The organism is Coriobacteriia bacterium (genome assembly GCA_014859305.1).
In the GTDB taxonomy this organism is placed as follows: Bacteria; Actinomycetota; Coriobacteriia; order Anaerosomatales; family Kmv31; genus Kmv31.
Genome location: JACUUM010000028.1, coordinates 18,321 through 34,378 on the forward strand (window position 1 = coordinate 18,321; position 16,058 = coordinate 34,378).

14 protein-coding genes are annotated in these 16,058 nt (G+C 70.6%); 1 reads left to right on the forward strand and 13 read right to left on the reverse strand.

What is annotated here, in order from left to right; all coding sequences use genetic code 11:
• Positions 1-4 precede the first annotated feature (4 nt).
• From nrdD to IBX62_06540, 3 genes are all read right to left on the reverse strand, one after another.
• A complete protein-coding gene (nrdD, locus tag IBX62_06530; GenBank protein ID MBE0476729.1) occupies positions 5-2,122 on the reverse strand; it encodes an anaerobic ribonucleoside-triphosphate reductase in 2,118 nt (705 codons plus the stop codon).
• A gap of 77 nt (positions 2,123-2,199) precedes the next feature.
• A complete protein-coding gene (gene nrdR, locus IBX62_06535) occupies positions 2,200-2,646 on the reverse strand; it encodes a transcriptional repressor NrdR (protein MBE0476730.1) in 447 nt (148 codons plus the stop codon).
• A gap of 102 nt (positions 2,647-2,748) precedes the next feature.
• Positions 2,749-3,087, reverse strand: a complete 339-nt coding sequence (locus tag IBX62_06540) for a LysM peptidoglycan-binding domain-containing protein (GenBank protein MBE0476731.1) — start codon at positions 3,085-3,087, stop codon at positions 2,749-2,751.
• 225 nt (positions 3,088-3,312) lie between these two features.
• Between IBX62_06540 and lexA the strand changes: the two genes are divergently transcribed.
• Entirely contained in the window at positions 3,313-3,936 is a 624-nt protein-coding gene (lexA, locus tag IBX62_06545) for a transcriptional repressor LexA (GenBank protein MBE0476732.1), read from the forward strand.
• Positions 3,937-3,959: 23 nt separating this feature from the next.
• Here the strand turns inward: lexA and hflX are convergent, their stop codons facing one another.
• The 10 genes from hflX to rny form a co-directional block, all read right to left on the reverse strand.
• Positions 3,960-5,297 (reverse strand): GTPase HflX, encoded by a 1,338-nt coding sequence (gene hflX / locus IBX62_06550; GenBank protein MBE0476733.1) that lies wholly within the window; start codon positions 5,295-5,297, stop codon positions 3,960-3,962.
• 73 nt (positions 5,298-5,370) lie between these two features.
• A complete protein-coding gene (locus tag IBX62_06555; protein ID MBE0476734.1) occupies positions 5,371-6,528 on the reverse strand; it encodes an LL-diaminopimelate aminotransferase in 1,158 nt (385 codons plus the stop codon).
• A 101-nt stretch (positions 6,529-6,629) separates the two neighbouring features.
• Positions 6,630-7,496, reverse strand: coding sequence for a diaminopimelate epimerase (locus IBX62_06560; GenBank protein ID MBE0476735.1), 867 nt, complete (start codon positions 7,494-7,496; stop codon positions 6,630-6,632).
• 18 nt (positions 7,497-7,514) lie between these two features.
• Complete coding sequence (gene miaA / locus IBX62_06565; protein ID MBE0476736.1) at positions 7,515-8,534, reverse strand: tRNA (adenosine(37)-N6)-dimethylallyltransferase MiaA; 1,020 nt, start codon at positions 8,532-8,534, stop codon at positions 7,515-7,517.
• Entirely contained in the window at positions 8,531-9,910 is a 1,380-nt protein-coding gene (gene amrA / locus IBX62_06570; protein ID MBE0476737.1) for an AmmeMemoRadiSam system protein A, read from the reverse strand. The genes miaA and amrA overlap by 4 nt, the downstream gene beginning before the upstream one ends.
• Positions 9,911-9,940: 30 nt before the next feature.
• Positions 9,941-11,305 carry a tRNA (N6-isopentenyl adenosine(37)-C2)-methylthiotransferase MiaB gene (gene miaB / locus IBX62_06575; protein MBE0476738.1) on the reverse strand — a complete coding sequence of 455 codons (1,365 nt, stop codon included), beginning with the start codon at positions 11,303-11,305 and terminating at the stop codon, positions 9,941-9,943.
• An 88-nt stretch (positions 11,306-11,393) separates the two neighbouring features.
• Positions 11,394-12,230 (reverse strand): PHP domain-containing protein, encoded by an 837-nt coding sequence (locus tag IBX62_06580; GenBank protein MBE0476739.1) that lies wholly within the window; start codon positions 12,228-12,230, stop codon positions 11,394-11,396.
• A gap of 16 nt (positions 12,231-12,246) precedes the next feature.
• Entirely contained in the window at positions 12,247-12,528 is a 282-nt protein-coding gene (locus IBX62_06585; protein ID MBE0476740.1) for a stage V sporulation protein S, read from the reverse strand.
• A 208-nt stretch (positions 12,529-12,736) separates the two neighbouring features.
• The gene (locus tag IBX62_06590; GenBank protein ID MBE0476741.1) at positions 12,737-13,810 is read right to left on the reverse strand and encodes an ATP-binding protein; all 1,074 of its coding nucleotides are present in this window, start codon (positions 13,808-13,810) and stop codon (positions 12,737-12,739) included.
• 228 nt (positions 13,811-14,038) lie between these two features.
• Positions 14,039-15,568, reverse strand: coding sequence for a ribonuclease Y (rny, locus tag IBX62_06595; protein ID MBE0476742.1), 1,530 nt, complete (start codon positions 15,566-15,568; stop codon positions 14,039-14,041).
• Positions 15,569-16,058: the final 490 nt, after the last annotated feature.

The window sequence follows — 16,058 nt, forward strand, 5'->3', positions numbered from 1 at the left end:
GCCCCTACACGGTCTCCGCACGCAGGTCGGTCCGCACGCGGTCGTACAGCTCACCGACCTTGCTGCGGTTCCACGTCTGCACCTTGCTGAAGTAGCCGACGATCCTCGTGACCCCGTAGACGTCCATCGACCCGCACAAGGGGCACTGCGCCTTCAGGCCGCGGCTCGTTCGCCGGCAGCTCTCGCAGACGGTGAACTCGGGGCTGAACGCCACCTGGGAGCAGTGCGTGTTCCGGAACGTCCTCTCCACGAAGGAGCGGATCGCTCCCGGGTCCGGCTCGCTCTCGCCGAGCCACACGTGGACGATGGCTCCGGCCTCGATCAGCGGATGGAACCGTGACTGCTTCTCGACGCGCGTGATGTAGTCGACGCCGGCGTCCGCGGCTATGTGCACGGAGTTCGTGTAGTAGAAGTCCCCCGTGTCGACGTTGCCCTTGACCACCGAGGCGGCCAGGTCCGGCCAGTACTTCATGTCGAGCTTGGCCAGCCGGTATCCGGCGGATTCCGCCGGGCTCTCCTCCAGCACGAGGTTGATCCCGTGGCGCTCCGAGAGCTCCCGGCACTTGAGCGACATCGCGGAGACCACCTTCAGACCGAAACGGAGCGCGTCGTCGGAGTCGTGCAGCTGCGCCCCGGTGTGCGCCTGCACCAGCTCGTTCAGTCCGATGAGACCCGCGAGGTAGGTCAGCCGGTCCATCTTGAGGTACGGTTCTCCGTCCAGGTCCTGGGTCAGCAGTCCGAGGGGGCCCTCGGCGCCCAGCCCCATCAGCGAGGAGATGAAATCGCGCTTCTGGACATGCGCGTTAGCGACGAGCTCGAGGGTGCGGTTGAGCTCCATGAACAGCGCTTGATCGCTCCCGGCGGCCTTGTAGGCGATCCTCGGCAGGTTGACGGTCACGTTCTGCAGCGCCGAGAAGCGCATGACCTCCGGGGTGCGGGTCTCGGCGAGCTGGCGCTGCGAGAGCTTCAGCTTGAGACGGCAGCACTGCGACACCGTCACCTCGTCGCCCCGGTCGAAGACGAAGTACGTGATGCCCTGCTTGCTCGCGACCCGGCACGCGAGCTCCATGAACCCCTCGTGGCCGGGGGTGCGGAAGAAGTCCTCGTTGACGTGCAGCAGCGGCTTGGGGAACACGAACGTCTTGCCGGTCGCGTCGCCGCGCAGGTACACGTCGAACATCGCCTTGAGGAACGCCTGTGCCTCGGGCTCGTAGTCCTTGTAGGTCTTGCCGGTGTACTCGCCGCCGGGGCCTATCGCCGGTGTGTCGGCGAAGTGCCGCGGCACGTTGTAGTAGAGGTTGAAGTCGGTGAACGCGACTTGTCCGCCCCGGGTCCCGGCGAGCTGGTTGAACTCGAAGATGAGCATCTGCGCCAGCTGCTCGATCTCCTCAGCCGTCTTGCCGACGAGGTACGGCGCGAAGAAGAGGTTGACCGCCTCCCAGCCCACCGCCCCGGCGTAGTGAGCCTGCAGGGATACGGCCATCTTGACCATGTGCCCGATGAGGACCTCGGCGCGCTTCGCGGGCCTGGAGACCGATGTGATGTTGGGCAGGTTCAGCCCGTACCTCTTCACGTACTCGAGGCTGTGGCCTCCGCAGTACGGCCTGATGATGAACCCCAGGTCGTGGAGATGGATGTCGCCGACGTAGTGGGCCTCTCCGACGTCGGGAGTGAAGACGCGGCGCAGCGCGAACTCCTTGAGGATGGTCTCGGCCAGCGTGAGGTTCACCGACTCGGGGTTGTGGGTGGTGTTGGAGTTCTCCTTGTTGGCGTTGCCGATGATCTGCTCGACGTCCCACATGGGGAGGCCGAGGTGGCTGTGCTTCTTGTGCGCCCAGGTGAGCCCGCGTTCGAGCAGCTCGAGGTCGACCATCTCGCGGATGATCGCCGTTGTGACCGTCATGAGGTTCGTACGGTCGACGCGGTCCTCGACGGCGGCGGCGATCTCCTCGGCGAGGGAAGGCTCGACCCCCGCTTCCTTCACCAGCGAGTCGGCGATCTTGGAGCGGTCCCAGGTGTCGATCTCCTGGCGGGAGTTCGTGGAGACGAGGAGCGCGATGTCGGTGGAGTCCGCGACGGCGGGAGCGTGCGCGGGCCTGATGACGTTGACGATGCGCTCCATGACCATCCTCGGCCTCCCCACCCTCGCAGCAGTCCCCCCGTCCGCGCGGAGGTCCCGCTAGCGCATCGCCCTCGACATCAACGCAGGTCCTTGAGCTCGGACGTGAACTCGTCCAGGTCCTGGAAGGACTTGTAGACCGAGGCGAACCTCACGTACGCGACCTTGTCCACGTCCTTCAGGCGCATCAGCACCATGTCGCCCAACTTCACCGCCGGGATCTCGTAGCGGAACGAGTTGTGGAGCTCGGCCTCGAGGTCGTCGATCAGCGCCTCCAGACGCTCGCGCGGGACGTCCCGCTTGGCCGTGGCGACGATCAGGCCGCGGAGGAGCTTGCCCCGGTCGAACGGCTCGGTCGTGCCGTCGCGCTTCACGACCATCAGCGGCGTCTCTTCGCGGCGCTCGTAGGTGGTGAACCGCTTCTCGCACGAGAGGCATTCGCGCCGCCTCCGGATCGCGTCCTGCGCCTCGGACGTGCGGGAGTCCACGACCTTCGTCTCGCCATGACCGCAGAAGGGACAACGCATCGTACGAACACCCCATATCTAGGTTCCGCTCGGAGCCTAGCATACAAGATATGGGGGCCACAACGGCTTCCCGCCACATCGTCCGTGCGCCCGAGAGCAAGGTCAGCGAGCCGCAAGCGACGCCTCGCCCGGTTCCGGCACCTCGATGACCTGGCCGACGACCAGGTCGCTGCCCCTCATCCCGTTCACCGCGCGTATCGCCGCCACCGTGCGCGCGGTGCTCGCGCCGGGCAGAGGATGGGCCTTGGCGATGGACCACAGGGTATCCGACGGGGCGACCCTCACGGTCGTCGTCGGCGCCGTTGCGGCGGGCGCGCCGACCGGCCGGACGGCGGCCGCTCCCACCGCCAGCACCGCCGCGGACAGGATGGCCGCCTCCAGGAAGGACGGCCGGCTGCGCGCGGCACCTCCGCGGCTGGCTCCTCGGGTACGGTCTCCCATCGCGTCCTCCCCTCTTCCCCGGCCGGTCGCGGCACGGGGATCGCGTTCTCGGTCCCGAGCCTAGCGCGCCGGTCTGACGTCGCGTGGGCCGCGCTAGGCGAACACACGTTCCCTCAGTCTACCAAACACACGTTCGTATCGGAAGCGGCAATCGAACGCGTGTTTGCCAACGCCGGCGAGGTCGGGATAGACTGGGCCGAACACGCATTCGCGAGGGGGTGCCCTGTGGAGTACAAGCGGGAGCTCACCAGGCGGCAGGCGCAGATACTCGACTTCATCCGCGCGGAGATACACCGGCGGGGGTTCCCGCCGTCGGTGCGCGAGATCGGCGAGGCCGTGGGTCTGTCCTCCTCCTCGACCGTGCACAGCCATCTCGCGGCCCTCGAGGACAAGGGCTTCATCCGCAGGGACCCCTCGAAGCCGCGCGCGCTCGAGGTGCTCGACTACCGGGACACCGACCGGGCGGTGGACTACGGGCAGGTGTCCGCCGTGCCGCTCGTCGGCCAGGTCGCGGCCGGCGTCCCGATCCTGGCGGCCGAGAACATCGAGGCCACCCTCCCCCTGCCCGCCGAGCTGGCCGGCGAGTCGACGTTCATCCTGCGCGTGCGCGGCGACAGCATGGTCGAGGCGGGGATCCTGGAGGGCGACTACGTGGTCGTGAGGCAGCAGAGCACCGCGTCGAACGGCGACGTGGTGGTCGCCATGCTGGAGGACGAGGCGACCGTGAAGCGCTTCTTCCGGGAGGCCGACCGGATCCGGCTGCAGCCGGAGAACTCCGCGATGGAGCCGATCTACACGCGCGACGCCGCCGTGCTGGGCAAGGTGGTCGCGCTCTTCCGGCGCCTATAGCCTGCCGAGGACCGTCCGCGGCGTCACTCGGTGCCGTCTGGCCCCGCCCCGCCACCCTCCCCGCCGGTCTCGAACTCGGCGAAACGCTCCGACAGCGCCGCCGGGGCCTTCACGACCATCTCCGTGCCGTGTTCGGTGTGCCGCTCGCTCACCACCTGCGCGCGAGCATGCGCGGCATCGACGATGTCGCCCCGGGTGTACGGCACCACGAGCGACATCGTCCGGCTGTCACGGGCGGCCTCCGTGGAGACACGCCCGGCGAGAGCGTCGAGTCCCTGCCCGGTCAAGGCGGAGACGAACACGGCGTCCGGCCGCCTGGCGCGCAGGCGCGACAACGCCTCGGTGTCGGCGACGTCGATCTTGTTGAAGACGGTGACCTGGCGCGTGGCCGCGGCCCCTATCTCGCCGAGGACCTCGCTCACGGCGCGGACCTGCTCGCGCCGCTGAGGGTGAGCCGTGTCCACGACGTGCAGGAGCAGATCCGCCTCGCGCACCTCGTCCAGCGTGGACTTGAACGCCTCGACCAGCCCGTGGGGCAGCTTGTTGATGAAGCCGACGGTGTCGCTGAGCGTGACGAGCCGTCCCTCGGGGAGCTCCATGCGCCGCGTCGTCGAGTCCAGCGTCGCGAAGAGCATGTCGGCTTCCAGCGCACCCGCTCCGGTCAGCGCGTTGAGCAGGCTGGACTTCCCTGCGTTCGTGTATCCGACCAGCGAGACGCGGAAGACGCCGGAGGCGGCGCGAGCCGCGCGCTGCGTGCGGCGCGCGCGCGCGACCTGGGCCAGATCGCGCTTCAGTTCGCCGATGCGCTTCCTGGCGAGGCGGCGGTCGGTCTCGAGCTGCGACTCGCCGGCGCCGAACCGCGCGCCGCGCCCGCCGCCGAGGCGTTCGCGCTCGAGGTGCCCCCACATGCCCCTCAACCTCGGCAGGAGGTATTGGAGCTGCGCGAGCTCGACCTGAAGCTTACCTTCACGGCTGGTCGCGTGCATCGCGAAGATCTCGAGGATGAGCGCCGTGCGGTCCACGAGCTTGACCTGCGGGATGAGCCCCTCGAGATTGTACTGCTGAGACGGTGTGAGGTCCTCGTCGAAGACGATCTGGGTGGCGCGCAGCGACTCCGCCAGTCGCGCGATCTCCTCTGCCTTGCCGGCCCCGGTGAACGTCCGCGGGTTCGGTTTGTCCATGCGTTGCGTGACCTTGCCGACGATCCGGATCCCCGCCGTCTCGGCGAGCCTGGCCAGCTCCTCGAGCGACTCGTCGATGCTCCAGCCGTCGCGCGAACCCCCGCGGTCGACGCCCACCAGGATCGCGCGCCCCAGTGCGTCCTCGCGCAACTCCGGCGGTGTGTACGGTTCTTCTGCCATGGGGTGTCCGGTCGGGCTCCTCGTCGGGCGGGGACGTGAGCGAGGGAGCTCCGGGGAGATCCTCGCCCGAGGCCTACAGGCAGGTCTCGATGCGGCGTATCGCCTCTTCGAGCCGGTCGTCGGGGGTAGTGAGGCTGATACGGATGTACCCCTCGCCGCTGGGGCCGTACGCCGAGCCGGCTGCGACGATGACGTTCGCCTCCTCGAGCACGAGCTCGGCGAAGCTCGTCGAAGTGTGCCCCTCGGGGACGCGAGCCCACACGTAGATGGTGCCCTTCGGGGTCTGAGCTCGCAGGCCGATCCTGGCGAGCGCGGGCATCACGAGGTCGCGGCGGCGCTGGTAGAGCACGTTAAGCGCGTCGATCGAGTCCTGCGGGCCCAGCAGCGCCTCTATGGCGGCGTCCTGCACCGCGGTGAAGACGCCGGAGTCAATGTTGGACTTGACCGTGCCGAGCGCCTTGATGGCGGTGGGGTTGCCGGCAGCGAAGGCCACGCGCCAGCCGGTCATGTTGTACGCCTTCGAGCACGAGAAGAGCTCGATCGCGACGTCCTTGGCGCCCGGGCGCTGAAGGAAGCTGGGCGGCCGGTAGCCGTCGAAGCCGATCTCGGAGTACGCGTTGTCGTGGATGACCAGCAGGTCGTGCTCGCGCGCGAACGCGATCGCGCGGTCGAAGTACTCGTCCGGGGCGACCGCCGAGGTAGGGTTGTTCGGGTAGCTCAGGAACATCATCCTCGCGCGTGCGAGGACCTCGGCCGGAGCGTTCTCGAAGTCCGCGAGGAAGCCGTCGTCCTCGGTCATCGGCATGAACCAGCTCTCCGCGCCGGCGAGGATCCCGCCGGTGTGGTAGACGGGGTAGCCGCAGCCGGGCACGAGACAGACGTCGCCGGGGTCGGCGAACGCGAGGAAGACGTGCGCGATGCCCTCTTTCGAGCCGATGAGCGCCAGCACCTCTTCTTCAGGGTCCACGTCCACGCCGAAGCGTGTCCTCATCCACCGCGCGCACGCCTTGCGGTACCTCGGCGCGCCGTAGTAGCTCGGGTACCGGTGGTTGGCCGGGTCCTGCACGGCCTCCACGGCCCGCTCGACGATGTTGCGTGGCGTGGGCGTGTCCGGATCGCCGATGCCCAGGGAGATGACGTCGATGCCCTGGGCGACCTTGGCCGCCTTCTTCCTGTCGATCTCGGCGAACAGGTAGGGCGGAAGGTTGGCGATGCGGTTCGCGGTGCGCACGGGTACGGGCTCCTCTCGACCTGCGGGAAGCGGGCGGCGGCCCTGACGGCCGCTCGCACATGGTAGCAGAAGAGCGGGGCCTCCCCGGGCGTCCGGACCCTCTACCCCTCCGGCACCCTCACGACTCCCGAGAAGACCTCCTCGGCGGGGCCGGTCAGGTAGACGTGCTCGTCCTCGGCCCAGCGGACGACGAGCTCGCCGCCGGGAACCTCCACGACCGACTCCCGGCCGGTGAGGCAGGCGAGCACGGAGGCCACCAGCGTCGCGCATGCACCGGTGCCGCACGCCATCGTCTCCCCCACCCCCCGCTCCCACACGCGGAGGAGGATGCGCTCGGGGCCCTCCGGTCCCTCGACGACCTGGGCGAACTCGACGTTCGTGCGCTCCGGGAAGACCTCGTGCGTCTCGATGAGCGGGCCGACGGTCTCCACCGGCGCCTCGTCCACGTCGTCGACCCACACCACGGCGTGCGGGTTGCCCATGTTCACCGCCGTGACCTCGAACGTCCCCGCGGCCGTCTCGATCGGGCACTCGAAGACCTGCTCCCCGGGCAGCGTGGACGGGATCTCCTCCGGGTGCAGCCGTGGGACGCCCATGTCGACCGTGGCGCTCTCGACGTCGCCGAGAGCGTCGCGCTGCAGCGTCACCTCGCGCACCCCGCCGAGGGTCTGGACGCGGATCAGTCGGCTCTCCCGCGCGATGATGTCGCGTTCGGCGGCGTACTTGGCGAAGCAGCGCGCGCCGTTGCCGCACATCTCGGCCGTGGTGCCGTCGGCGTTGCGGTAGAGCATGGACAGGTCGGCGTCGGGAACGGTGGGCGGCCGCAGGAGGATGAGGCCGTCGGCGCCGACGCCGAAGTGGCGGTCGCAGAACCACCGGACCGCCGCCTCGTCCAGCTCGACCTCCCCGCCGAGGTCGGCGATGAGGATGAAGTCGTTGCCCAGGCCGTGCATCTTCGTGAAGCCGATGTCCACGCGCGCCTCCTCCTAGCCTCGCTCGACGGTCCCGCCGCGTCTGCCCGATTCTAGCAGCGCCAGCGCCTGGGCGAGCACGCCGCCCGGCGCGAGTCCCGTGGCGTCGACCCAGCGGACGCGCGGGTCGGCGCGGAACCACGTGAGCTGGCGCTTCGCGTAGCGTCGCGTGGCGAGCTTGACAGCCTCGACCGCGTCGCCCAGGTCCGCTCGCCCCTCCGCGACCGGAACGAGCTCCTTGTACCCGATCGCCTGCGCGGCTGTGAGCGCCTCCCGGTATCCGGCGTCCAGCAGGGCGCGCACCTCGTCGAGCAGGCCCGCGGCGACCATGGCTTCCACCCGCTCGCCGATACGGGCGTACAGCGCCTCGCGCTCCATCGTGAGGCCGAGGAACGTCGCGTCGTAGACCGCGCGCCGCTCGGCGAACCCGCGCGCCTGCTCGGCGTAGGAGACGCCCTCCGCCGCCATCTCGAGAGCGCGGACCACGCGGCGGACGTTGTTCGGGTGGATGAGCGCCGCCGACGCGGGGTCGATCCCGCGCAGCCGCTCGTGAAGCGCTTCCGGGCCGATCCGGGCGGCCAGCGCCTCCAACCGCTCCCGCTCCCGTGAGCCGCTCTCGCCGCGCGGGAACTCCAAGTCGTCGATCGCCGCCCGGACGTAGAGCCCCGTCCCGCCCGCGAGCACCGGCAGCAGCCCCCGAGCGGAGATGTCGGCGACCGCGGCGCGCGCGCAGTCCTGGTAGAGCGCGGCGGAGAACGGCTCGCCCGGCTCGGCGAGGTCGATACAGTGGTACGGCACGGCGCGTTCGTCCGGCCGCGGCTTGGCCGTGCCGACGTCCATCCCACGGTAGACCTGCATGGAGTCGGCGCTCACGATCTCGCCGCCCAGCCGCAGCGCGAGGCCCTCGGCGAGCGCCGTCTTACCGACGGCGGTGGGACCGACGACCGCCAGTACGCGTGCGCCCGCCCCCGGGACCTCCGAGGAGCTCTCGTCCCCCCTCGGGTGGGGCCGGGCCGTTCCTTCGTCCCGGCTCACTCGTACCGGTCCACCCTGAAGCGCTCCAGCAGGACCTCCTCGTGGTCGGCGATGCCGGCCTTCCGGCGCGCGATGGCCAGCTGGTCCTCGGTGAGCTCCACACCCTCGAGGTCGGGAAGGAGCAGCCCGCGCCGCCACCCGCAGCTGACGATCACGCCGTAGCGCTTGGGGTCCAGGTCGTCCACCGTGCAGGACTCCGCGGTGTGCAGCACGTCCACCTTCACCTCGAGCTCCGGCAGCTCCTCGGGGCTGAGCGGGGGGAACCGCGGGTCGCCGGTGGCGGCCTCCAGGGCGTTGCGGACGACCTCGTGGGCGAGGTCCTCGGTGGTCGGACAGATCGTGCCGATGCACCCGCGGAGCTGTCCGGAGATGTGCAGCGACACGAACGCGCCGGCCGGACGCGAGAGCAGCGGGTCGTCCCCGGCCTCCGGTTCGAGCACCCGGCCGTCGCCGACGTAAGCCTCGATCGCGCGTCGCGCGAGCGAGGGCAGTCCCGCCTCCGGTGCGCCCGGCTTCCCGCCCTTGCGGCCGGACTCCGAGGTCGCGCGGGACTCGACCGCAGCCAGCGTGGGCGGTGCGGCCGCGAGCGCCGTCAGGTAGCCCACGCCCCAGGGAGCCTCGTACGCGAGCAGCCGGGACGCGGCACCGGGTATGGCTCCGGAGAGCGTCACGAACGAGCGCAGTCCGCACTCCCCTGCCTCTTCGGCAAGCTCCGGGTCGAGCCGCTCCAGCGCGCCGAGGTCGCCGTCGCGCACCGCTCCCGCGACGTGCGCGTCGAAGGCCGCGGCGCGCGGCGAGTAGCCGGCCGGCGCGTCGGGCGTGAGGCGGTGACTCAAGTCACCGCTGGCCACGAATGAGATGCGGCGGTCGAGGCGCTGCGCCGCGGCTCGGACCGACTCGCCGAGGCTGCGGTGGTCGGCCAGCGGCAGCAGCGACAGCGAGAGCACCACGAGCGGACGGCGGGCGGCGGGGTCGAGGAAGGACATCGGGACGAGCACGCCGTGGTCGAGCTCGCCGGGCGCGAGCGGTTCCAGCGCGGCGCGGGCGAGAGCCGGGAGGCCGCGCGCGTCCGCCTCGTCCAGGATCGCAGCGGCCAGTTCCGTGTCGATGGCGGCGTCTGAGCGCACGTTCACCGCGCCGAACGAGGCGAGCGACCCGGACGCGCGCGGCGAGGTCTCGACCACGAAGGCGTCGCGCAGCGCCGGCGCGTGCGGGGACATGACGACCACGCTCTCCGGGTCGAACGCGGCGACGGCCTCCGCGGCCGCGCGCATCGCCTCGATCGACGCCGAGGTCGAGGCCGCTCGCTCGCGGCCGACCTCGGGAACCATGATCGGGGGATGCGGCGCGATGACCCCGAAGACGTCGAAGGACACCTTCCCCTCGCCTCCCCTCTTCCGGCGGTGTCACGCGCGGGCCACGCCGCTCGCCGGCTCGCGCCGGGCCCTCACGCGGCCCAGCAGGAACCAGGTTTGCGCCTCCTGGACCTCCACGTCAAGGAAGGTGCCGGCGAGCTCCTCGGCTCCGTGTCCCTCGATCGGTGCGTGCACGACCTTGTTCGTACCCGTGCGGCCGACGAGCATCGACGCGTCGCGCTTGGAGCTCCCCTCCACGAGCACCTCCTGGACGGTGCCGACGTAGGGCACGTTCTTCGCCAGCGCCGAGGTCCCGACGGCCTCCACGAGCCGGTCGAAGCGCTCCTGCGCGACCTCCCGCGGAACGCGTCCCTCCAGGCGGGCGGCCGGCGTTCCCTCCCTCGGCGAGTAGATGAACGTGAAGGCCTGGTCGTATCGCGCCGTATCGACGACGCGCAGCGTGTCGGCGAAGTCGGGCTCGGTCTCCCCGGGGAAGCCTACGATGACGTCGGTGGAGAGCGCGAGGTCGGGCATCGCGTCGTAGAGGCGCTCCACGAGCGCCAGGTAGTCGCGCCGCGTGTAGCGGCGGTTCATGGCGGCGAGGATGCGGTCGGAGCCGGACTGAACGGGCAGGTGCAGGTGGCGGCACACCTGCGGCGTCTCGACCATGGCCTCGACCGTTTCCTCGGAGAGGTCCTTCGGGTGGCTGGTGGTGAACCGTACCCTCGGCACGCCGGTGGCGGCCACCTCCCGCAGCACGCGGGCGAAGGCCGGGTCGCCGTAGAGGTCGCGGCCGTAGCTGTTGACGTTCTGGCCAAGCAGCGTGATCTCGCGCACGCCGTCGGCGGCGAGGCGCTCGACCTGGGCGACGATCTCCGGGAGCGGCCGGCTGCGTTCGCGTCCGCGCACGTGGGGCACGATGCAGTAGCTGCAGAAGTTGTCGCAGCCGACGGTGATCGGCACCCACGCGTGCCACACGTGCTCCCGGGCGTCGGGCAGGTCGCTCGTGAACCCGCCGGGGTCCGGGGCGTCCAGCACCTCGACGACCGGGCCCCGAGCTTCGGCTGCGGAGGCCAGCAGCGCCGGCAGGCGCGCGACGTTGTGCGTCCCGAAGACCACGTCCACGTGCGGGAGCCGGCCGAGCAGCCGCTCGCCGTCGCGCTGTCCGACACAGCCCCCCACGGCGATCAGGACGCCGGGCCTCCCGCCGGCCTTGAGCGACTTCAGCGCGGAGACCTGGCCGTGCAGGCGCTCGTCGGCATGCTCCCGCACGCAGCAGGTGTTGAAGACGATGACGTCCGCGTCGCGCGGGTCCTCAGCGGGCCGCATGCCCTGCGCCGACAGCAGCCCCGCGATGCGCTCGGAGTCGTGCTTGTTCATCTGGCACCCGAAGGTGCGGACGTGGAAGGTCCTCATGGCGCGCGTATCGTAGCATGCGGGATGCCGAGGAGCGGCAGGCACGGGGCGATGAAGGAGCGTGCGCCCGGCGGCACTCGGCGCGGGCCTACGCCTTCGCGTCACCTCGGCGCCCCGCGGCCTCGCGCAGCTCGTCGAGCACCCAGTCCGGCACGCCCGCCGCGCCCAGGGCGCAGCCCGGTCCCTGCCCCGGGCCGTGGTAGTCGGAGCCTCCCGTGATCACGAGCCCGAGGTCGCGGGCCAGGCGGGCGTAGCGCTCGCGAGTGGGGGCGTCGTGCTCGCCGTGGAAGGCCTCCAGTCCCCCGAGCCCGGCTGCCGCGAGCATCTCGATGAGGTCGTCCACCCGCGTCACGCCGGGATGCGCGAGAACGGCCACCCCGCCCGCCTCCCTGATGAGCCTCACGGTGTCCTCCGGGGGCGTGGCCGGCTTCGGGACGTAGAAGGGCTTGCCGCGCCCCACGTAGCGCCGGAAGGCCTCCTCCACGGTATCGGCGTGCCCCGCGTCCACGAGCGCGCGGGCGACGTGCGAGCGGCCTACGGCTCCGCCGTCCGCGAGACGCAGCACGTCGCCGAGCTCGAGGTCGTGTCCGGCCTCCACGAGGGCTTCCACCATCCGTTCGGCCCTTCGCAGCCGAGCGGCGCGCAGCCGCGTGAGCTCGACGAGGAACGCCTCGCGGGTGTGTTCGATGAAGTAGCCGAGGACGTGGATGGAGCGGCCCTCATGGCTCGCGGACAGCTCCACCGCCGGCACCAGCGTGATACCGGCGTCGTCGGCCTCGTCCAGTGCGGCGTCGAGACCGGACACCGAGTCGTGGTCGGCGATGGCGAGGGCGCCGAGGCCGAGGTGCGCGGCATGCCTCACTATGTCGCGCGGCGCGACGGTGCCGTCGGAAGCGGTGGAGTGCACGTGGAGGTCGAGCGGCACCTCAGCCGCGCTCCTCTCAGGTGCTCGTACGGCGCATGTCCCGCGGTTCGACGAGCAATCGGATCGCGGTGCGCTCCTCGCCGTTGATGACGATGTCGGCGAAGGCCGGGACGCAGGTGAGCTCGAGGCCCGAGGGGGCGATGAACCCCCGGGCGATCGCGATCGCCTTGACCGCCTGGTTGAGCGCGCCGGCGCCAACGGTCTGGATCTCGACCGCGCCCTGTTCCCGGATCACGCCCGCCAGGGCGCCGGCGACCGAGTTCGGGTTCGACTTGCTGGAGACCTTCAGGACCTCCACCCGTTCCTCCCTGCTGCGATGAGCCTGTGACCTGAAGTGCGTGTCTGGTGTGTACGCGACCGTCGCGCCGACTCGCGCCAGCGCCGCGCTCCTGCACGTATGCGGGTCTCGCTATGGCAGAACCTGGTAGTGTCCCGTGAAGGAGTATAGCAGGTCGCAAGCGCGGGGACGCCTGCGATCGCAGGCGTGACGACGCATGCCGCGGCTCTCAATCCTCCTTGTCGACGTCGAAGCGGACGCGTATGGCGTCGCGTCCGACCGAGATCCTCGGCTCGCCCCGCAGGCTCAGGTAGTACCGCTCGGCGAGACGGTCGAACGCGTCCTCCAGGTCGCGCTTGAACGCGGACAGGTCGGTGTGATGGAGACGCAGTCCCCTGCGGTCCCGGTAGATGTCGGGCGCCGGCGCCGGTGCCGGCTCGTCCTCCACGAGCGCGTGGTGGACGACCGTGTCCAGCGGCGCGAGCTCGCCGGCGAACACGCGATGAGCGGTCCGTTCCGAGACCTCCAGCCCGAGGAGCCCCGCGGTGGCGGTGAGCTCGGCGGCGTCCGAGCACGCGGCGGGCCGCTGCCATACGGGCAGGCGGGTCAGGTCGTCGCAGAAGAGCAGGTCGGAGGTGTCCAGACGGTCGCGGGCCAGCGCGTGCAGCGTAGCCAGGACCTCGGCGGGGCTGCCGAGGAAGACGTCCAGTTCGGGGTGCTCGCAGGCGAACTCCAGCACGCGGCGCGTCACGTTGTGCGGTCCCTTGAGCACCCGCAGCGAGCCCGCCTCGTCGCGCTCGACGACCGGCCACGTCGACTGGTCCGCCCTCTCGCCGAGCGTGGTCACGTCCGAGACGACCGTCAAGGCGGTCCCTTTGTGGACGGCGGAATCGGACACTCGCGCGCTCACGGTGTTCGACCGCACCGAGAACAGCGCCATCCCCCTGCCGTGCACGCCCCACCGGTCCATCACCATCGTCTCGAGCTTGGAGGTCACGCGCGGCTCGAAGACGGCGTCGTGCAGGTGCGGCGGCACGCCGACGCCGTCGTCGATGACCGTGAGCGTCCGCGTGTCGCCCTCTCGCGAGTTCGCGAGGAAGACCTGCTGGGCGTGGGCGTCGCGAGAGTTGCGCAGCAGTTCCACGACGACGTCCTCGAACGAGCGGATGTCGTGCTTGGCCTGCCGGCGCTCGGCCTCCGCGGTGCGAAGGCGCACGAACCCGTCGCCGAGGGACTCCTCCACCTTGAGGTAGGCCTCTCCGGAGACTGCGGACACGAAGTCGATGAGGTCGTCTGCGGGCATGGCCCAAGTGTAGCGGCGAGCCGGGCCGCGCGGTAGCGCGCCGGAGGAGCGCCGGTACGGGCCGCCCGAGACGAAGGCGGTGCCGGGAAGGGAGCCGGGCGCGCGGAAGGCCGCCCGCAGGCGGCCTTCTCGCATGGCTGGTAGCCGAGACCGATGGTACCGCGACCGGCCGGCTCTGTCACGGGAGGTCGGGTCCGACGACCGCTCCCCGGCGGACCGCCGATACCGCTACTTGGCGTACTCGACCGCGCGGCTCTCGCGGATGACCATGACCTTGATCTGGCCCGGGTACTCCATCTCCTCCTCGATCTGCTTGGCGATGTCGCGCGCGAGCACGACGGCGTCGGCATCCGAGATGTCGTCGGGTTTGACCATGACGCGGATCTCGCGCCCGGCCTGCATGGCGTAGGTCTTCTCGACGCCCTTGTGGCCCTCGGCCAGCGCCTCGAGCTTCTCGAGGCGCTTGATGTAGCTCTCGAGCGTCTCGCGACGGGCGCCGGGGCGCGCCGCGGAGACCGCGTCGGCGGCCTGAACGAGCACCGCCTCCACCGTGGCGGGCTCCACGTCGCCGTGGTGCGCCTCGATCGCGTGCAGGATGGGCTTGGACTCCCCGAGACGCTTGGCGAGGTCGGCGCCGATGGTGGCGTGCGGTCCTTCGACCTCGTGGTCGATCGCCTTGCCGACGTCGTGCAGCAGCCCGGCCCGCTTGGCGAGCTTCGCGTCGATACCGAGCTCGGCCGCCATGACGCCGGCGAGGTGCGCGACCTCGAGGCTGTGTTTGAGCACGTTCTGCCCGTAGGAGGTGCGGAACCTGAGCCGTCCCAGCGTGCGGATGAGCTCGGGATGCAGGTTGTGGACGCCGCCCTCGAAGGCGGCCTGCTCCCCGGCCTCGTGGATCTGGCCGTCGACGAGCGATTCGGCCTTCTTGAACATCTCCTCTATCCGCGCGGGGTGGATCCGGCCGTCGGCTATGAGGCTCTCCAGCGTGAGGCGTCCCACCTCTCGGCGCACGGGATCGAAGCTGGAGAGTATGACCGCCTCGGGGGTGTCGTCGATGATGAGGTTGATGCCCGTGAGCTGCTCGAAGGCCCGGATGTTTCGCCCCTCGCGCCCGATGATCCGGCCCTTCATGTCGTCGGACGGGATATGCACGACCGACACGGTGGATTCCGCCGTGTGGTCGGCGGCGACGCGCTGGATCGCGATGCCGACGATGTTGCGCGCCTTCTTGTCCGCGTCTTCGCGGGCGCGCATCTCCGCGTCGCGGATGAACGTCGCGGCCTCTCGCTTCACGTCGTCCGCGATGCGGCCGAGCAGTTCGCTCTTGGCGTCCTCGGCCGTCATGCCGGCCAGCGACTCGAGGCGGTCGCGCTCCTCGGCGATGAGCTCCTCGAGGTCGGCGGCACGCTTATCGACCTGCCCCTGGATGCTTGCGAGCTGGTGCTCGCGCTTGTCGAGGCTCTCGGCTCGGCGCTCGATGCTCTCCTCGCGCTGTATCAGCCGGTTCTCGAGGCCCCCGAGTTCCTTGCGGCGCTCCTTGGCTTCCTCCTCCGCGTCGGCTCGCATGCGGAAGATCTCGTCCTTCGCCTCGAGCAGCGCCTCCTTCCTGAGCGTCTCGGCCTGCTTGTCCGCGTCGGCGACGATGCGCTCGGCTGAGTGCCGGGCGCGATCGTACCTGCTGGCGACGGAGAAGCGGTACAGCAGATAGCCGAGGACAGCGCCGACGAGCAGGGCTACGACGATAGGGACGATCTCCATGGCGCTCCTCCTTCCGTGAAACATCCGTATCGCGGTATGGAGCGCCGGCGGCGGCTCGCGGTACCTTCGGACCGCTTCCACCGGCTTCAGCCCGCCGGGGGCCGAAGAACGGAAAAGCCGGACGCACGGCGCCCGGCAAGTGCGATTCGTTGTGCGCGCGGTCGGCGCAAGGTCTCAACGCGGGTACACGGCGACCCCCCGGTCCTTCCGGGGGACGTGCCGTACAAGCCTCTCACACGCACACACCGCTCCACTGCGGAGCGGGATGATCACATTTGCCGATGCCAATGCTATAGCCGAGGAACCCGCCGGTCAAGGTGGACGGAGCGTAGGCGTTCGCACCGCGAAGGCAGGTGGTGTCCTGCCCGCCGCCCGCTCACGGCTCCTGCCGCCTGCTCATCCACCGTCGGCTTCGGAGCGGCTGCGGCCGTCCTGCCCCAGCGCGGCGGAAGCGGCACGCCACGCCGCGCCGGTGGAGAAGCCGCGCCGG